This is a genomic window from Lachnotalea glycerini, from assembly GCF_003201285.1.
GTDB classification, from domain to species: Bacteria; Bacillota; Clostridia; order Lachnospirales; family Lachnospiraceae; genus Lachnotalea; species Lachnotalea glycerini.
Map to the genome: position 1 here is coordinate 22,727 of NZ_QICS01000009.1, position 16,974 is coordinate 39,700.

Here is a 16,974-nt window from a genome sequence, read left to right on the forward strand (position 1 = left end):
ATTATTTTTCATATGCACTTTGACCAACTTTTAACAATGTTATAGAAATCGTATGACTATTTTTGTGTATTTCGTCTAGTTCATTCCATATTTTATCAGCATATTTTGTTTAAGTTTTAACAAATAGGCTGCTTTTGCCCATCTGCACATTTTAACATTCTTTTGACATCACAAGCGTTCCTTCCTTTCCATGTCTCCTTCACTATTCTTTCCCATTTTACAGCCATTATGTTTAAAATGCTTTAATTGCCAATTTTAATTACAACTTTGCCCTTTCTTCTATATTCCTCATCTTCAAATACCTTTACACAGTCCTCAAGCTCAACAATATCACTGATTAGCTCTTTTACATTTAATTTCCCGGATTCCAAAAGTGCAATTGTTCTTTGTGCTGTGTAAGGATTAATAAAGGAAGAAGTCAGCTTTAATTCTTTCTTAAATACAACATCGGGCTTTATGGTTAGCTGTGCTTTTGGACCTGTCAATCCGTACATCATAACAGTTGCACCCTTACCCGCCCACTCAATTGCATTGCTAATTGTATTAATATTTCCTACGCATTCTATTACAGTATTGATATTGTTACATTCAGACTTTAATATTGCTGTTGTATCTTCTGTTAGCGGATTAATAGTTAAATCCGCCCCAAGCTTTAAGGCAAGCTCTCTTTTTACAGCAACCGGCTCAGACAAAATTACCTTGCTGGCACCTGCCATTTTGGCCAATTGAAGCAAGATAAGACCAATTGGTCCGCCACCAATAATAAGAACCTCGTCACCAAGCTTTATATTACACAAATCAATTCCATGAATGCAGCAAGAAACCGGCTCTGTCATAGATGCGGTTAAGGCATCCATACCATCTTTAAAAGGAAAGACCTGCTTTTCACATACCACGCAATATTCTGCAAATCCTCCGTTTACCGTAGTTCCAATTCCAACTACATTTTCGCAAAATTGCTCCATTGCATTTTTACAATAATAGCATTCTCCACACATATCATTTGGATCTACTGTAACAAGATCTCCAATCTTAACTTTTGTCACTTTAGATCCTATTTTTTCTACAATACCAGAAAACTCATGTCCCATGACAAGAGGCGGCATCACTTCAAATGCACCTCCATCTCCATTGTATATATGTATATCTGTACCGCATACACCACAATACTTTACCTTAATCAAGACATCTGTTTCGCCGATTTGAGGAATCTCAATCTCCTCAATACAAAGATCTCTTGCTCCTTTATACACCAATGCTTTCATTTTCACCTTAATACCTCCTAATTTCTATATTGGGTTCATATTCAGTTTCTTATCACCATTGGTAAATATATTTTATAATTACATTTTATAAAACATATTAACTTAATCGATATACTATCATATTCTATTACATTGTCAATATCTTTGTATAAATCATTGTATAATTCTATTTTTGTATTATTATTTTTATATATATTGATTATAGTTTTTTATATTTTACTTTTTTCACTGTATAATCCGTCTGTTTATTATATTCTTTATTAAACTATTTAATTAAGTATTTAGTTCATATTATCACCTCTTTTTTTTCCTGTCAACATTAATATTTTTAATTTTAAAAAATATTAAATTGAACTTACTTTTATTATGAATTTTGAACCAGTTCCAAATAAAACTCTCACTACTCATTTATGAGAACCACCGATACTTCACAAGTCGAATATACGTAGTGATATCTTCCTTGCACATCCCGCTTGGATTACTATCGATACAATAAGAATTTGGGAGGAAATTCTTATTTATATAAAAATACACAGGAGCAGAGTAATTTACTCTAGTGCTCCTGTGCGCTTATATTTTATACTTTTTATTTTAAATTTTACAGATGAAAGACTCTACACACTGTAGCGCAGCTCCCAAGGCTGATGCCTCTACCTTATAGCGACAAGGTAAAATATAAGTACCGTCAGTTTCAAACGTATTACGGCTTTCTGCCTTTTCTCTCAATCTTGCTATATACGGCTCAATAAAGCTGCCAACATAACCTCCAATGATAACTCTGCAATCAAATACCATTCTCAGATTGTTTACTTCAATTGCCAAATAATTCAGATATTCCTCCCATATTGCAGCATAAGAGTCATTTCCGTCTTTAAGCTCTTCAAAGAATTTCTCCAAGCTTTCATCTGCATGTCTGGCAAGAACCTTAGCAGAGCAATACGTATCAACGCAACCATTTTTCCCGCAATAGCAGTGATTTCCACCCGGCACTAAAGTCATATGTCCAAACTCTCCAGCACGCAGATTATCTCCCAAATAAAGCAGACTGTTAATCATATCGTGTTCACCGAATGAATCATGCTCTTGTATAATTGCTCCACCTACATAATTGCTCAGTGATAGATATGCAGCATTAAATTTATCTTCGATATGATATATTTCAGCAATTCCAGCAGCATTTGCATCATTAATAAAAGTACATGGATAAGGAATAAATTCTGTAAACACACTGCAATCAACATTAGTAATATTCAAGGCATGACTGTAAATAATTTTGTTGCTGAGTAAATTAATAATACCCGGGATTGATATTCCTACACCGCCAATATTAAAATCCGTCCCAGCCCCTTCCGCTAAAAAGGTTTTTGCTATATCTGCCATTTCTTTATAATAATCTCTTTTATTACGGTAGATTTTGCTTACGCGCTTATGTCTTAATATTTCACCGGATAGATTAGTCAGCACAAGTCCAACGTGATTTTGTGTGATATCAATACCCATAGCGTAAAATACATCTTGAACCGGCGCTATGGCTGTTGCCTTACGTCCACCGGTTGACTGAAATTCACCTACCTCTAAAACCAGACCTTCCAGTAACAGTTCATTGATATTTTGTAGAACAGTCGGCGTACTTATTCCAAGTGCCGACGCTATATCCGGCCTTGATACTCGTTCATACTTATTAACATATCGAAAAATACGATTCCTGTTAATTTTTTTTACTTCTATGTTACTTGCCCTCTTGCTTGGCATCTTACAATCTCCTAACTCTTTTCTAATATTCTTTATTAAAGTATTTATATTAGTTAGTATAACCTTGCTGTATCAAACATACAAGCAAAAAAACTATTATTTTTTTTATATTAATTTTTTATATAGGAAAAAAGTTAGATAGATCAAAATAATTATTTTATTTTGTCTAACTTTGTAGTATAATTCTTTCAGGATACTTTATTAAAATTCTTATAAAGACTATATCTTTATATCTATAAGATAAAGCATCTGAATGAACATAAACAATCATTATGATAGGGGGAAATTGAATGAGAAAAATAAAAAAAATAGCTTCATTCTTAAGTGCTTTAATGTTAACAACTTGCTGTATCAGTAACACACAAACGATATATGCTGCCGATACGAATCAAGATGACTGGCTACATTGTGAAGGGAATAAGATTTACGACAGCAACAATAATGAGGTGTGGCTGACAGGTGCAAACTGGTTTGGTTTTAACTGTGGAGAAAATGTGCTGCATGGTGCCTGGTATGATATTGAAAGTATACTGACTGAAATTGCAAACCGAGGTATCGGACTTTTAAGAATTCCAATTTCTTCTGAGCTTTTGTACAGTTGGATGGCAGGTACACCTAATGCTGTTTCAAGTGTAACGGCTGCAAATGATCCACCTTATTATGTTTGCAATCCAGATTTTTATGATGCAGCAACAAAGAAAACGAAAAGCAGTATGGATATATTTGACATTATTATGGGATATTGTAAGGAACTTGGTATTAAGGTAATGATCGATGTGCATAGTCCTGATTCAAATAATTCAGGGCATGTCTATCCGCTATGGTATGGACTGAGCACATCTACAGCCGGTGAAATTACGACCGATAAATGGATGGATACCATAGTCTGGTTAGCTGACAAATATAAAAATGATGATACCATTTTAGCATTCGACTTAGAAAACGAGCCACACGGCAAAAGAGGATATTCAGAAACTGTACCGACAGATATGGCAAAATGGGATAATTCAACAGATGAAAACAACTGGAAATATGCTTCACAAATGTGTGCCGCAAAGGTTCTTGAAGCAAATCCGAATTTACTTATTATGATTGAAGGTGTGGAACAGTATCCGAAAACTGAGTTGGGATATACTTATGAAACACCAGATATCTGGGGAGCTTCTGCAAAACAATCTCCTTGGTATGGAGCTTGGTGGGGTGCTAATTTACGAGGAGTAAAAGATTATCCAATTGATTTAGGCCAATTAAATAGCCAGATTGTATATTCTCCTCATGATTATGGTCCTACTGTCAGCAGTCAGGAATGGTTTAATAAAGATTTTACTTCTCAGACTTTATTGGATGATTATTGGTATGATACTTGGGCCTATATTAATGACCAAAATATAGCTCCCCTTTTAATCGGAGAATGGGGCGGATTCATGGATGGAGGAGATACTCAAAAATGGATGACCTTGTTAAGAGACTACATTGTTGACAACCATATTAACCACACTTTCTGGTGTTTGAATCCTAATTCAGGGGATACTGGCGGACTTTTAGGCTATGACTGGTCAACTTGGGATGAAGCCAAATACGAACTTTTAAAACCAGCTCTATGGCAGTCAGGTGAAAAATTCATCGGTCTTGACCATCAGATACCTCTTGGTTCAAACGGAATGTCTTTAAATGAGTATTATAATAATAAATAGTACTGTATTATAATTTTACGGCTCTTCCTATACATAGGCAGAGCCGTATCGAATTTGGTATTGTATTAGTTATAATTCAATCATAGTATTACAAAATCTACAGTTCCTCTATATAATTGATTCCCGGAAAGCTACTGATAATTTCTAGAATTGACTCTCTATTTCTACGGATCTGACTGTTAATAGTAATAACGGCGCACAAATCCATGTTTTTTGCCAGCTTGCTCTTACTAATCTCCATCTCTTTAATTTCTAATTTATTGTCTCTTGCATATTCAATAAAAACACTAAATGGCTTTTTACTGTTAAATTCCAAATATAACTCCATTACAGTAGACCGGCTTCGTATCATATCGTCCACACTTTCCATTGCTGCCATAACAATTAAAATCGCAATACCACCAACAATGGCACCTTCATAAAATCCTATTCCAATTGCCAGACCACAGCAAGCGGCTGACCAAAGACCCGCTGCTGTAGTAATTCCTCTGATCTGATGACGACCTGTTACAATAATAGAACCTGCTCCCAAGAAACCAATTCCACTCACAACCTGAGCGCCCATACGAACCGGATCAGAAATATGGTATTTCTGATAAACATATTGGTTAGTCATCATTACCAATGTTGAACCCAAGCACACTAATATATATGTGCGAAATCCTGCTGGTCTGTTTTTTCTTCCCCTTTCCATCCCGAGAAATCCACCAATTAACACGGAAAGCAAAACCCTGATACAAACCGACACAATATTAATTTCCTGTAGCATACCCTACCCCTCTTCTTGATTTTACTAAGAATATAAAAACTATTTACTTTCCACTTTTAGAATCTCTTTCTTCCATTGATTCATATGTTGTATGATAAAAAATTCCAGCTCTTTCTATATTTTAATATATAGCCCTTTTTCTAGATTAGTTACTATTGCTGATAGAATATTGAGATAGAATTTTTGATACTTCTATTATATATATAAAGTTTACCAACAATTACTCATAAATTCTACTCATTTTTTATGAATTTATTATTTTTTATTGCACTTTTTGCTCTATCATTAGTTTGACACTTATGATAACGTTTTGAATAAGTGGATTTTTCATAGACTCAAAAAGAAACTGTCACAAATCACTAAAAATCAGTTATTTGTAACAGCTCCTATAAAAAATATTGAAATTAATTATTTTATTTAACGATTGTGTCACATTTTAAAAATTTACCAACCAAGAGCCTGGATCATTTTTTCAGCAAATCTTTTACCAAGAATCACTTGAGAATCATGACTAAAATGCAATTTCCAATAGGTATCGGAAGGGTCTACCACCAAACCACTTGCAGAAACCACATAGCAATTTTTAATCTGTGATGGAAGCTGATTTACAAGCTTATTATGACCTGCACAACTGCTGCTGTAAAGCAACTCTCCTGCAATAAATGGAACATCGCCAAGTTGTAAATCTGTTTTAAGATCATTTACCAATGTTTTTACTTTACCAGGCCAGCTAGTATCCCCATTATTGGATTCTCCTTGAAGAAAAATGATTCCGTCAATCACACCGCCGCTTTGTTGTGCAATCTTTGCACGATTGACAATCCAATTGTATTTACTTCCGCCAGATTTCATAAATGTTTCAATCTTCTCGCCGCTAATAGCGCATGGTACAAGACCAATGGTATCACCGCTTGGCACCTTCTCTATCAGTGTTTTAGCAAACCAGTCGCCAGGACCTATTGCATCTAGCCAAGCTGCATGTAAAGGAGGACAAGCTACACTCCACTGATCCTTTACCCTTCCCAGAGCAGCATTGTTATCGTACCCTAATACAAGAATCCTAGAATTTGTGACTTTGTCAGAAGCTTGCGATTTTGCATATCCAGCCATATTAGATTGACCTAACAGTAAGAAAACATGAAATTTATTAGTTGTCTTAGAGTCGGCAGACAATGTTTTTGTTTGGCTTATCCGATCAGAAAGCTTTACTAATTTGGAAGTATCCGCCTGCGCATTCGTGCTGATACTAGGTAGTAAAAACAGCACTAGCGAGATTGCAAGACATAAAACTGTTTTCAATTTGTAAATTTTTTTAATATTTTCCATAAAACACCGTTCCCTTCAAATTTTTCATAAACAGTTGCTATCGTTTCATAACCCATTACTAAATAACATACTCACTTCCCCCTTTTATCTAATAATTCAACTATATTTTTAGAATCTTTTGACATCACTAGAATATCAAATTATTAGATAATTGTCAATATTGTTCAATTATTTTAATAAATAAACTTAAATTGTGTATATGTTTAACCTAAAAGTACAACACAACAAGGTCTTTCCTATGAAAGAACTCTCACACCCACGTGAGTTGCAAAGCAACTAATTTTTATTTCCTCCATTTTAGAAGCAATGCCGAATTGATAATAACAAAGACGGAACCTGCATTATGAACCAATGCCCCCACAACTGGATTTAATATTCCAGTCATGGCAAGTATAATTGCAAAAAAGTTCAATATCATCGAAAAAGTCAAATTATAATGAATCGTTACCATCATTTTCTTCGACAAGTTCAGTAGATGTGGTATTTCCTTAATATCATCGTTAACCAACGCTATATCTGCTGCATTCACTGCAGCATCGCTTCCAATTCCTCCCATTGCTATGCCGACAAAAGACTTTTTTAATGCAGGCGCATCGTTGATTCCATCTCCAATCATACAAACCGGTTCATTCTGGCGTTGGCAATTATCAATAAATTTTAGTTTATCCTCAGGAAGACAGTTTGCATATACTTCTTGAATATGAAGTTGACTTGCAATATGCTTTGCTGCACTTTCGTGATCACCCGTCAGTAAGACTGTTTTCACTCCAGCTTTCATAACCTGCTCAATCATTTCGGGTGCTTCTTTGCGTAAGGTATCTGCCAAGGCAAGGAATCCTGCCATTTTACGGTCTATCGCTAAATATATAATTGTACAACCTATCTCTATATGATCCGTTGCCTTAGCAATCTGCTGTTTATCTATTATAATGTTTAAATCAGACATCAATTCCAGATTTCCTGCCACAATTTCCTTATTGTAAGTTTCTGCTCTGACTCCACGTCCCGGCAACATCTGAAATTTCTCTGTTGTCTTTGGCTCACTCTTTTTCTCGCTTCGATAGCAGCGAACAACCGCTTTCCCCAGAGGATGCTCAGAACGTGCCTCCGCGCTGGCAGTATAGGCATATATTTCATCCAATGAAATTTCCGGCAAGAAGCTATAAATGGCAGTTACCTTAGGTGATCCATAGGTTACTGTTCCAGTCTTGTCAAAAGTAATCGTATTTACCTTGCTAAGCCGTTCTAGCGCATCTCCTTCTTTTACCAAGAATCCATATTTTGTAGCATTACCTATGGATGCCATAATTGCAGTAGGTGTGGCAAGTACTAATGCACAAGGGCAGAATACTACCAAAATGGTAACGGCACGAATCATTTCTCCGCTAATCAACCAAGTAAGAGCCGCTGAACTTAGAGCAAAGAAAACAATCCAAGTAGCCCATCTGTCTGCAACACCTACTATTTTGGCTTTTCCTGCATCCGCAGACTGAACCAGCCGAACCATACGCTGTATTGAGCTGTCCTCTCCAACCTTAACTGCTTTCATATCAAAAGAGCCAAACTGGTTCACCGTACCGCTTGATACTTCATCTCCTGCTGCTTTATCAACCGGTAGTGATTCTCCTGTCATTACTGCTTGATTAATAGAAGTCTGTCCCACCGTTATAATTCCGTCTACAGGAATTGTCTCACCCGGAAGTACACGAAGCAAATTGCCAACCTTTACGTCTTTAGCAGGTATTATTTGTTGAGTTTCACCTATTATCCTCCTAGCTGTCTGCGGAGTTAGATGAATCAGTTTATCGATTCCGGCTCTTGCCTTTGACACAGTTAAATTCTCAAGCAAGGCTCCAAGCTGCATAATAAACGCTACTTCACCTGCTGCAAAGTCCTCCCCTATCATAACAGACGCAATTAATGCTATAGAAACCAGCACATCAGCTTTTATATCAAAAGAAGTAACTAGACCAATCATAGCTTCAAAAATAATTGGAATCCCACATAATATAATAGCCACCCATGCCGCATCAACTGGAAGCGGAACAAGATCAAGGATGCTTATCACTAGGGCAATTGCAGAAACAGCTAAAAAAATGATATCCCTTTTTGTCCCACCCAATTTTAATAACTTTTCTAATTCTATCATAATCCCTCCTTTATACCCATAGGGGTATAAGTAAATTATACCAATAGGGGTACTAGCTGTCAAGTATATTACTAACAGGTGCCTACGGCATTACTTTTTGTACTATTGAAATTGGGGTAGTATTTGCTTATAGATACAAAAAAACCAGCCAAATAATTAGCTGGTTTTTCATATTCATACCATATTTGAAAAACGTTCTACCGCTTTTGTAAAGCTCTCAATCGTCTTATCTGCATCTCCATGTTCAATGCCATCTTTTACACAATGCTGAATGTGACCTTCTAATACAACCTGCCCAACTTTATGAAGAGCTGATTTTGCTGCATTAATTTGGGATAAAACATCCTCACAAGGAACATCTTCATCTACCATACGATCAATTGCCTGTACCTGTCCGATAATTTTTTTCAAACGACGATGCAGGTTATCCGCATCCATACACTTCTTCATAAAAACACCTCCACAAATATACCTTAAGGGGTATTTGTATATTATCGTTCGAATGCTACATTTTGTCAAGTATTTTAATGAGTTGATATTTCATTCTTTTATACGTAGCTTAATATATTCCATAATTAGAATTACAGCCTCTTGAAGGGTCAGCTCACTCGTATTAATACACAAATCATAGTTTGCCGCATTGTCCCAGGCTCTGTGTGTATAATATTCATAATAGTCAGCTCTGTGCTTATCTATTCTTTCAATTTTCTTCTGCAATTCTCTTCTTGATACATTGGACATTGGCTCTATCCTATCAATGCAATGTTCTAATGGTGCATGAACAAACAGACGAATCACATTCTTACAATCCTTTAATATATAGTCAGCACATCTACCAACAACAATACAGGACTTGTCCTCCTCCTTAGCTAACTGGCGTATTACTTTAGCCTGGAAATTAAAAAGATTATCATTAGAAACAAAGTCATCACTATCTGGAGTAATAATTTCTCCGGAATAGGATTTTCTCATTATTTTGTAAAGAAAGCTATCCTTTATTTTCTCATCTGCTTTTCCAAACAATTCTTCATTTATTCCACTTTCATCGGAGGCAAGACGAAGTAATTCTCTATCGTAATAGTGAATCCCAAGCTCTTCTGAAAGCATTTTTCCTATGGTTCTTCCGCCGCTTCCATACCCTCTGGCGATTGTAATTACATATTTACTCATAATATCCCTCCAGTTTATTCTCCTAAATATGCTTTTTTTACGGAATCGTTTTCAAGCAGCTCCTTTGCGGCTCCGTTTAATACGATTTTGCCTGTCTCTAATACATAGGCACGATTCGCTATCGATAATGCCTTTTTTGCATTTTGCTCTACCACCAGTACGGTTGTACCACCCGCACTTATTTCTTTGATAATATCAAAAATTTCCGAAACAAAAATTGGAGAGAGTCCCATAGACGGTTCATCCATCAAAATAATCTTAGGATGTGACATGAGTGCCCGCCCCATAGCTAACATTTGCTGTTCACCGCCGCTTAATGTGCCAGCAAGCTGTGATTTTCTCTCCTCCAGTCTTGGAAAACGTTTATAAATCATTTGAAGTGTATCCTCAATTTCTTGCTTATCCTTTCTTGTATACGCACCCAGTCGCAGGTTCTCAAGTACCGATAAATCAGCAAATACCCTTCTTCCTTCCGGCACATGTGCCATCCCAAGTGAGACAATTTTATTTCCCGCCAATTTGGTGATGTCTTTTCCCTCAAATTCTATCTTGCCTGATTTGCTTTTCAATAATCCGGTGACTGTATGCAGTATTGTCGTTTTTCCAGCTCCATTGGCTCCAATTAAGGCAATTACTTCACCTTGTTTTACATCAAAGCTGATTCCCTTAATCGCCTGAATCATTCCATAGCTTACTTCCAAATCTGTTACCTGTAACATAGCCATACTTCGTCCCTCCTATTCTCCAAGATATGCTGTCACTACTTCCGGATCATTTAATACTGCCTCAGGCGTGCCCGTTGTTAGCACCATACCGAAATTAAGTACCGTAAGCTGTTCACAAATACCAGAAACAAGCTTCATATCATGTTCAATTAGCAAAATGGTAATATCAAATTTATCACGAATCAGACTAATTGTATCCATAAGTTCTGCTGTTTCATTTGGATTCATTCCTGCTGCCGGCTCATCTAGCAGCAACAGCTTTGGATTTGTTGCAAGAGCTCTTGCAATTTCCAGCTTTCTTTGCTTACCATACGGAAGATTAGAGGATAGAATATGTGCCTGTTCGTTCATATCAAAAACCTTCAAAATCTCAAGTGCACGCTCGTTCATAGCTGTTTCTGTTTTTTTATATTTGTTTAAATGAAGTATTCCACTTCCCAACGAATAGCTGTATTCATTATGCAAAGCAACCTTAACATTATCAAGAACAGACATTTTCCCGAATAATCGAATATTTTGAAAAGTTCTTGCTATTCCGCTCTGGCAAATCTGAGCAGGATTCTTTCCTACTACATTATTGCCATCCAATATAATGCTTCCATCGGTTGGAAGATATACTCCAGTCAACATATTAAAAACCGTTGTCTTACCTGCTCCGTTTGGGCCAATCAACCCATAGAGACAACCTTTTTCAATTGATATGTTAAAATCATCAACTGCGCGTAAACCACCAAACGAAATTCCTAAATTCTTAACCTCTAATAATGCCATGATTTACGCCTCCTTTTTCACTCTTCTAAGCCTAGATAAGATTTCACTTGATAAAATACGCTGTTTTATTTGCGATGAGTTAAAAATCATCATTACAATTAATACGATTGCATATAAAAGCATTCTGAATTCATCTGCACTTCGAAGTAATTCCGGCAAAACAGTCAGTATTATGGCTGCAATAACAGAGCCACGAATACTTCCCATCCCTCCAAGTACTACAATAACTAATATCTCAATTGATTTGTTATAGTCAAAGGTAGTCGGCTTTAATGTTCCTACGTTATGGCTATAGATAACACCAGCAATTCCTGCAAAAAAGGCGGCAACGACAAATGCCATAACTTTAAATCTACTCACTGAAATACCAACTGCTTCAGCCGCAATATAATTATCTCGAATCGCACATACCGCTCTGCCTTGTCTTGAGTGGACCATATTTTTTATCGCAAAAATTGTAATAACCGTTAAAGCAAAAACGTATGCAAAGTGTTTATAATTTGCATGAAGTTCGATTCCTGACAATCCCATTGCTCCGTTTGTTATCTTCATTGAATTAATAATTGATTTGATAATTTCACCAAACGCAAGTGTCACAATTGCCAAATAATCTCCGCGCAGTCGAAGTACCGGCACACCAATGATAACACCGAATATTGCGGCTGCGATACCTCCTGCAAACAAAGCAACTGGAAATTCTATGGCCATAGGGAGATTCATATTTAAAGTTACCAGTGCACCTGTGTAAGCTCCTACTGACATAAATCCTGCATGTCCTAACGTTAATTCTCCAAGAAACCCCGTTGTTAAGTTAAGTGAAACTGCCAAAATCACATTGATACACACCGGAATTAAAAGGCTTCTGAATTGGCGGCTTAATAACCCACCATATAAAAGTGATTCTACAATGATAAATATAATTATAGTAATTGCTATGTTTTTGATGAGCTGCTTATCAGTTTGTCTATTTTTCATCACTTATTTCCTCCAAATTATACTTTCTCTTTTCTGATTTTACCAAGAAGTCCCGACGGCTTAATCAGCAAAACAAGAACAAGAATACCAAATACAATTGCATCAGAAAGTTCAGTTGATATATATGCCTTTGATAAACTTTCAATTAATCCAAGAATAATTCCGCCAAGCATTGCTCCCGGCACACTACCAATACCACCAAGTACCGCTGCCACAAATGCTTTAATTCCAGGCATTGCTCCAAGCGTAGGTTTTAAGGACTGATACTGACAAACATAAAGAATACCTGCAATAGCCGCAAGTGCAGAACCAATTGCAAAGGTGAGTGAAATTGTTTTATTCACATCTATTCCCATAAGCTCTGCCGCCCCCTTATCCTCTGAAACGGCGCGCATTGCGCTGCCAAGCTTTGTCTTATTGATAAACCAGGTAAGGGATGCCATACAAATTGTTGTCACAATTAATGTAACAATTGTAATACCTGAAATTGAAATTCCGCCAATTTTAATTCCATCAAAACCTACAATTGATGCCTGCGGAATCGGAGTTGCCCCAAAAATAAGCAAGGATAAGCTTTGTAATAAAAAGCTAACGCCAATTGCAGTAATCAAAACTGCTAATGGTTGTGCTGAACGAAGTGGCTTATAAGCAATCCGTTCAATCCCTACACCAAGAATTGTACATATTGCAATGGATAAAAGTACGGCTCCCACTGCCGGTAAATGAAAAATAGCAAGCCCAACATAAAGCGCATAAGCTCCCACCATGATTATGTCACCATGAGCAAAGTTAATCATTTTTGCAATACCATAAACCATTGTATAACCAAGCGCAATTAATGCGTAGATGCTTCCGCTTCGAAGCCCATTTATCACTTGCTCTAAAATATTTTGAAGAATTCCCATTCTGATACCCTCCTGCTTTTTAAGCCTTATCATCTCAACTGATAAATACAGCTTTTACCTTTAATATTATGTGATAAAAGTTGTATTTATCAACTGAAATCTGTAAAAGATTGATAGCAGGAGTCACTGCCCCCTAATCTATCAATCTTTTTACTAACTATTTCCTATTCTTCATTTATCACTTATTTTGCTGCTGCATATTCTCCATTTTCAATTTTGATGAATTTAGCTGCTTTTTGTGGTTCACCGGTTGCTGAAAAGCTTATCCCGGTTCCTGTCAGGCCATCTACCTTAATCTGTGTCATTGCACTGATCAAATCTGCACTTTCAGTGGTTTTTGCCTGCTCTAAAGCTGATTTGAATACATAAACACCATCATATCCGTCTGCGGCAAACTGATCCGGTGTTGTATTATATGCCTTTTCATAATTTGCTACAAAATCAGCTGCTGTTTCTTCACCTGAGAAGAATGGGCTTAAGAAAGTTGCACCTTCTACTGTTGCTTTATCTGTTACGGTATCAAGTATTCCATCCCAACCATCACTTCCAAAGAAAGGAAGCGTTATAGATAAATCCGCTGCCTGTGTTACAACGTGAGCAGCATCATTATAATAAATTGGTGCAAATATTGCTTCCGCATCCGTTCCTTTAATTGAAGTAAGCTGTGTATTAAAATCCTCACCGTCTGCAAATGCTTCTGCAGTCGTAATGGTACCGCCAAGTTCTGCTACCTTTGCAGCAAAAGCTTCATACACTCCCGTACTGTACTCATCTGAATTTTTATAAATAACGGCTATGTTCTTATAGTGTAAATCAGTAATCATATGCTCTGCCATAGTTTCACCTTGTAGAGGATCAGTAAAACACAAACGGAATACATTGTCATTTTTTGTAATTTCTGCTGCTGAGCCTGATGGTGTAAGCATTAAGATATTATCCTCCTTAGCCAAGTCAACAACAGCTAAACAAGAACCCGTTGTTACACAGCCTAATAAAACATTCATTCCACCATCCATTAAAGTATTGTATGCAGTTACAGCCTTATCGGCAGTTGCCTGATCATCTTCAAACTTAAGCTCAAGCTGCATAGTCTTATCTCCAACTTTAACTCCACCTGCTTCGTTTATTTCCTTTACAGCAATTTCTGCTCCCTGTTTAACAGAAATACCATAAGATGCAGCATCACCGGTAAGAGGTCCTATTCCGCCGATAACAAATGTCTCGTCACTTGTACCGGAAGCTGTGCCAGAATCGGAATTTGAGCCGGAATTAGTATCCGATTTGCTTGAGCAGCCTGTCATAGATGCAAACGTTAAGGTTGCTGCTAAGCCCAATGCCATTATCTTTTTCACTTTTTTCATAATAATCCTCCTGCTTCTAACTGTGTATTGAGTGCATACATTTGTTTGCCCTTCACACACAAAATAATATAAATCAATATACCTTAAATGCTTTAAAATGTCAATGCTTTAGAGTTACAAAGTATTAAATTGTATATTTTGTCAATTACTAGGATAAAATGTAGAATATTATCGTTTATATTTTGCATTCATCTTTCTAACTTTACCTAAAAGCATTTAAAGAACGTATTTATATTATTTGTAATCTATAGCAAGATATTCACAGCTTGTTCGAAAGATATGGGTTTTTTATTATGAAATATCCGAATACAGTTTAAGGTTAATTCAAATGACATTTCAAATGGTCTTAGGGCTCTTGTTACTGCCATGCTCAAGTTCTTACAATCTCGCTTACTTTTAAATGGGATAAAATTCTTCCAATAAGTAACCGCTACATTAACAACATTACACATACTGCTCGCCAAATCTCCATCCTTAGCTTCGTATTTTTCGCAGTTTTTAAGCTTGTCCTGAATGGCCGGTAATATTTTTACGCTGGAGGTTTCTAAATCTATCTCCACCATTTTTGTCATATCATGTTCAAAAATGAAAAATTTATTGTCTGATATCAAACATATATCTTCAAATACAATATTTTCTTTCATCTCCATAAAAGTTCTCGTAAAATGATTTGCCACTTCCCTATTTTTAATAATAATCATGTTATATCTCCCATAGTTTTGATGAATTGTTATTCGTTGCTGATTGATTGCCTCATTTTATATTATATAATGCACTGTCAATATAGTTCAATTCTTGAATTAACATTATATAAAATACTTTGTTAACAATTGTACTCATAAATTCCCCCCAATCATACAGAATATATTCTGTAACTATAATTTATATATCAATAACTTATTATACTGTAACTATACAAATATTACAATTAAAGTATCAGATCTTTAGGGGGAAATATTGTGGAAAGAATACATTTTGATAAAATTGGTTTGAAAATTAAAGAAGCCAGAATGGCAAGAAATCTTACTCAGGAAAATGTTGCAGATGAAGTCGGCATTAATACCAGTCATGTTTCAAATATTGAAACAAATAAAACAAAAGTATCACTTAGTACTCTTGTTCTTATTTGTAATGCTTTAGATGTTTCTGTTGACTACATCCTAGAAAGCGAGCTTAAGAATTCTTCCTCTGCAATTGAGCGTGAGATTATAAATGAAATACAAAATTTTGATAATATGAAAAAAGAACAGCTTCTTCGGATTGCAAAGGTATTATAAAAGAAAATAACTACAAAAAGAGCCGTTTAACGACTTGCTCTAGGTCGTTGCAGTATTCCATTCTTGTAGAAATAACTAGATTCCAATTTCTCTTAACTTATTTGTTACAGCGCTGACCCTCTCCTTAAGATTCTTTCCATTATATTTAGAAAGCTTTTGCTCTGCTACAATCATTCCATCTTGCATATATAGAACTCTTTTTGTCCTTGCTGCTACCTTTGCATCATGTGTTACCAGCATAATCGTAGTACCATCTTCGTTAATTATTTTGAAAATATTCATAATTTCCTCTGCCGATTGCGAGTTTAAAGCACCCGTTGGTTCATCACCGAAAATAATTTGCGGATGATTCAAAAGAGCACGACATATCCCTGCTCGTTGCAATTGCCCCCCCGAAACTTTCGTAATATCACGGTTAATAAGCTCACCTATTCCCAACTGTTCCATCAGACTCCTTGCTTTCTCAAGAATATGCTTTGCATTTTTTTTATTTTCATGAATTGAAGGCAATATGATATTATCCAATAAATTTAAATTTTTTAGCATTGCTGCCTGTTGAAAGACAAATCCCATTTTCGTTAATCTAAGCCTTGAAAGCTCCTTTTCAGTCATTTTTGAAAGTTCCATATCACCAAAGTAAATCTGGCCTTCGTCTACCCTGTCCATTCCGCTAAGAGCATACAAAAGTGTTGACTTTCCCGATCCCGATGGTCCCATAACCGACACAAATTCACCCTCTTCTATGAAAAGAGACACATCATTTAGCACTCTGTTTTTTTCCTGTTCTTCCTCGAACGTTTTTATTACATTTTGAGCGACTATTATTTTTTTCATA

16 protein-coding genes are annotated in these 16,974 nt (G+C 36.1%); 2 read left to right on the forward strand and 14 right to left on the reverse strand.

Going from position 1 to position 16,974, the window contains the following annotated elements; all coding sequences use genetic code 11:
* Window positions 1-242 precede the first annotated feature (242 nt).
* Both C8E03_RS15290 and C8E03_RS15295 read right to left on the reverse strand, forming a co-directional pair.
* Entirely contained in the window at window positions 243-1,265 is a 1,023-nt protein-coding gene (locus C8E03_RS15290) for a zinc-dependent alcohol dehydrogenase family protein (RefSeq protein WP_094376168.1), read from the reverse strand.
* A gap of 591 nt (window positions 1,266-1,856) precedes the next feature.
* Window positions 1,857-3,017, reverse strand: coding sequence for an ROK family protein (locus tag C8E03_RS15295; RefSeq protein WP_094376126.1), 1,161 nt, complete (start codon window positions 3,015-3,017; stop codon window positions 1,857-1,859).
* Between the two features lie 290 nt (window positions 3,018-3,307).
* Between C8E03_RS15295 and C8E03_RS15300 the strand changes: the two genes are divergently transcribed.
* Entirely contained in the window at window positions 3,308-4,711 is a 1,404-nt protein-coding gene (locus C8E03_RS15300; RefSeq protein ID WP_110291490.1) for a glycoside hydrolase family 5 protein, read from the forward strand.
* 97 nt (window positions 4,712-4,808) lie between these two features.
* On the opposite strand, the gene C8E03_RS15305 is transcribed toward C8E03_RS15300, so the two are convergent.
* The 11 genes from C8E03_RS15305 to C8E03_RS15355 form a co-directional block, all read right to left on the reverse strand.
* On the reverse strand, window positions 4,809-5,480 hold the full coding sequence (locus C8E03_RS15305; RefSeq protein ID WP_094376124.1) for an MgtC/SapB family protein: 672 nt from the start codon (window positions 5,478-5,480) through the stop codon (window positions 4,809-4,811).
* A gap of 444 nt (window positions 5,481-5,924) precedes the next feature.
* The gene (locus C8E03_RS15310) at window positions 5,925-6,806 is read right to left on the reverse strand and encodes a sialate O-acetylesterase (protein WP_242993581.1); all 882 of its coding nucleotides are present in this window, start codon (window positions 6,804-6,806) and stop codon (window positions 5,925-5,927) included.
* 283 nt (window positions 6,807-7,089) lie between these two features.
* Complete coding sequence (locus C8E03_RS15315) at window positions 7,090-8,955, reverse strand: heavy metal translocating P-type ATPase (RefSeq protein WP_110291492.1); 1,866 nt, start codon at window positions 8,953-8,955, stop codon at window positions 7,090-7,092.
* 174 nt (window positions 8,956-9,129) lie between these two features.
* Window positions 9,130-9,405 carry a metal-sensing transcriptional repressor gene (locus C8E03_RS15320; RefSeq protein WP_094376122.1) on the reverse strand — a complete coding sequence of 92 codons (276 nt, stop codon included), beginning with the start codon at window positions 9,403-9,405 and terminating at the stop codon, window positions 9,130-9,132.
* A gap of 90 nt (window positions 9,406-9,495) precedes the next feature.
* Window positions 9,496-10,125, reverse strand: a complete 630-nt coding sequence (locus C8E03_RS15325) for a cytidylate kinase-like family protein (protein ID WP_110291493.1) — start codon at window positions 10,123-10,125, stop codon at window positions 9,496-9,498.
* A 14-nt stretch (window positions 10,126-10,139) separates the two neighbouring features.
* The gene (locus tag C8E03_RS15330; RefSeq protein ID WP_094376120.1) at window positions 10,140-10,850 is read right to left on the reverse strand and encodes an ABC transporter ATP-binding protein; all 711 of its coding nucleotides are present in this window, start codon (window positions 10,848-10,850) and stop codon (window positions 10,140-10,142) included.
* A 12-nt stretch (window positions 10,851-10,862) separates the two neighbouring features.
* Complete coding sequence (locus C8E03_RS15335; RefSeq protein ID WP_094376119.1) at window positions 10,863-11,621, reverse strand: ABC transporter ATP-binding protein; 759 nt, start codon at window positions 11,619-11,621, stop codon at window positions 10,863-10,865.
* Window positions 11,622-11,624: 3 nt separating this feature from the next.
* Window positions 11,625-12,596, reverse strand: a complete 972-nt coding sequence (locus C8E03_RS15340) for a branched-chain amino acid ABC transporter permease (protein WP_110291495.1) — start codon at window positions 12,594-12,596, stop codon at window positions 11,625-11,627.
* Between the two features lie 17 nt (window positions 12,597-12,613).
* Window positions 12,614-13,495 (reverse strand): branched-chain amino acid ABC transporter permease, encoded by an 882-nt coding sequence (locus tag C8E03_RS15345; RefSeq protein ID WP_094376166.1) that lies wholly within the window; start codon window positions 13,493-13,495, stop codon window positions 12,614-12,616.
* Between the two features lie 188 nt (window positions 13,496-13,683).
* Window positions 13,684-14,862 (reverse strand): ABC transporter substrate-binding protein, encoded by a 1,179-nt coding sequence (locus C8E03_RS15350; protein WP_110291496.1) that lies wholly within the window; start codon window positions 14,860-14,862, stop codon window positions 13,684-13,686.
* A 245-nt stretch (window positions 14,863-15,107) separates the two neighbouring features.
* The gene (locus C8E03_RS15355) at window positions 15,108-15,563 is read right to left on the reverse strand and encodes a hypothetical protein (RefSeq protein ID WP_094376116.1); all 456 of its coding nucleotides are present in this window, start codon (window positions 15,561-15,563) and stop codon (window positions 15,108-15,110) included.
* A gap of 258 nt (window positions 15,564-15,821) precedes the next feature.
* Between C8E03_RS15355 and C8E03_RS15360 the strand changes: the two genes are divergently transcribed.
* A complete protein-coding gene (locus tag C8E03_RS15360; RefSeq protein WP_094376115.1) occupies window positions 15,822-16,139 on the forward strand; it encodes a helix-turn-helix domain-containing protein in 318 nt (105 codons plus the stop codon).
* Between the two features lie 75 nt (window positions 16,140-16,214).
* Here C8E03_RS15360 and C8E03_RS15365 read toward each other — a convergent pair whose 3' ends face one another.
* Complete coding sequence (locus C8E03_RS15365) at window positions 16,215-16,973, reverse strand: ABC transporter ATP-binding protein (RefSeq protein ID WP_094376114.1); 759 nt, start codon at window positions 16,971-16,973, stop codon at window positions 16,215-16,217.
* Window position 16,974 lies beyond the last annotated feature (1 nt).

Coding starts and splice junctions, on each gene's coding strand:
- C8E03_RS15335 (WP_094376119.1), bottom strand. CDS start 11,621: ATGGCATTATTAGAGGTTAAGAATTTAGGAATTTCGTTTGGTGGTTTA.
- C8E03_RS15325 (WP_110291493.1), bottom strand. CDS start 10,125: ATGAGTAAATATGTAATTACAATCGCCAGAGGGTATGGAAGCGGCGGA.
- C8E03_RS15365 (WP_094376114.1), bottom strand. CDS start 16,973: ATGAAAAAAATAATAGTCGCTCAAAATGTAATAAAAACGTTCGAGGAA.
- C8E03_RS15305 (WP_094376124.1), bottom strand. CDS start 5,480: ATGCTACAGGAAATTAATATTGTGTCGGTTTGTATCAGGGTTTTGCTT.
- C8E03_RS15330 (WP_094376120.1), bottom strand. CDS start 10,850: ATGGCTATGTTACAGGTAACAGATTTGGAAGTAAGCTATGGAATGATT.
- C8E03_RS15315 (WP_110291492.1), bottom strand. CDS start 8,955: ATGATAGAATTAGAAAAGTTATTAAAATTGGGTGGGACAAAAAGGGAT.
- C8E03_RS15295 (WP_094376126.1), bottom strand. CDS start 3,017: ATGCCAAGCAAGAGGGCAAGTAACATAGAAGTAAAAAAAATTAACAGG.
- C8E03_RS15320 (WP_094376122.1), bottom strand. CDS start 9,405: ATGAAGAAGTGTATGGATGCGGATAACCTGCATCGTCGTTTGAAAAAA.
- C8E03_RS15310 (WP_242993581.1), bottom strand. CDS start 6,806: ATGGAAAATATTAAAAAAATTTACAAATTGAAAACAGTTTTATGTCTT.
- C8E03_RS15290 (WP_094376168.1), bottom strand. CDS start 1,265: ATGAAAGCATTGGTGTATAAAGGAGCAAGAGATCTTTGTATTGAGGAG.
- C8E03_RS15355 (WP_094376116.1), bottom strand. CDS start 15,563: ATGATTATTATTAAAAATAGGGAAGTGGCAAATCATTTTACGAGAACT.
- C8E03_RS15300 (WP_110291490.1), top strand. CDS start 3,308: ATGAGAAAAATAAAAAAAATAGCTTCATTCTTAAGTGCTTTAATGTTA.
- C8E03_RS15350 (WP_110291496.1), bottom strand. CDS start 14,862: ATGAAAAAAGTGAAAAAGATAATGGCATTGGGCTTAGCAGCAACCTTA.
- C8E03_RS15340 (WP_110291495.1), bottom strand. CDS start 12,596: ATGAAAAATAGACAAACTGATAAGCAGCTCATCAAAAACATAGCAATT.